The organism is Belnapia arida, assembly GCF_016773205.1.
Lineage (GTDB): Bacteria > Pseudomonadota > Alphaproteobacteria > Acetobacterales > Acetobacteraceae > Belnapia > Belnapia arida.
The window spans coordinates 1-1,071 of sequence record NZ_JAETWB010000148.1 but is presented as its reverse complement, the minus strand read 5'-3'; the positions used below and the strand labels follow the sequence as shown (position 1 = coordinate 1,071).

Genomic DNA, 1,071 nt, shown 5'->3' with positions numbered 1-1,071 from the left:
CTAGAGTTCGGTTGCCCAAGACACGGCAGCGGTTCGCCAGGAGCTGGAGGCGCTCAAAGCCGAACGGGACATAATTGAGAAGCTGGGCTTCCTCGGGCGACTAGCTTGGGCCATTCGCCGCAACCGGAGCTGAGCAGGGTGACCGGCTATGGTTGTCCTATTTGACCCAGATTTGCTCAATGGACCCCCACGCCCGAAGCCAGGACCAACTCGGCGAACAACGTCTCTTGCCGCGCGCGGAAGTTCGCGAGGTCTTCCGGCGTCGTCCACCAAGCGGTGGCGCCGTGCCAGTGGAAAGTCTCGATGAGGTCCGGGCTGTCCAGTGCTTGCCGCGTCAGCCGGGATAGGCGCTCTACCACCCGGGGCGGCAGCCCCGCTGGGCCGACCAGACTGCCCCAGGAGGTCACGTCGAACTCGGGGTAGAACTCGGCCATGGCCGGCACCTCTGGCATGGCCGGGCTGCGCTCCGCGCCGGTGACCGCAAGGGCCCGTACCTCGCGCTCGCGCACGCCCACGATCGCGGTTGGGAGGTTGTGGATCATGATCTGCACCCGGCCGCGCAGCAGGTCGAGGATGGCCTTCGCGCCGCCGCGATCCGGGACAGGCCCGACCTCCACCCCAGCAACCCGCTTAAAGAGTTCTATCGCCAAATGCGGGGTCGTGCCGGGCTCGTCAGCGGCGTAAGTGTAGCGCCCCGGCTCGCGCTTCAGCAGCGCAACCAATTCCGGCACGCTCCGCACCGGCAGGTGGCGGTCGCAGATCAAGACGTTGGGCACCCGCCACAGGCCGGACACGAAGGTGAAGTCGTGCGCCGGGTCGTAAGGCAAGGTCGGATGAGCAGACGGCGCGACAGCGAGCGACGCGACACTGCCGAGCCCGAGCGTGTGGCCGTCCGGCTCTGCGGCCGCGATCGCAGCTTGCCCAAGTGTGCCGGCATTGCCGGGCAAGTTCTCGACAGCGAAGCGTTGCCCTGACAACTCGCTCGCCTTGGCGCAGAACAGCCGCGATAGAAGGTCGGTGGCGCCGCCGACCGGGAAGGGGTCGATGTAGCTGACGGTTCGCGCCGGCCAC

The 1,071-nt window shown here is 67.4% G+C and carries 1 protein-coding gene; it reads right to left on the bottom strand.

Annotated features, from left to right (window positions below; translation table 11 throughout):
- Positions 1 to 176: 176 nt before the first annotated feature.
- On the bottom strand, positions 177 to 1,071 hold an 895-nt coding region (locus tag JMJ56_RS33115), incomplete at its 5' end, for a Bug family tripartite tricarboxylate transporter substrate binding protein (RefSeq protein WP_202836121.1).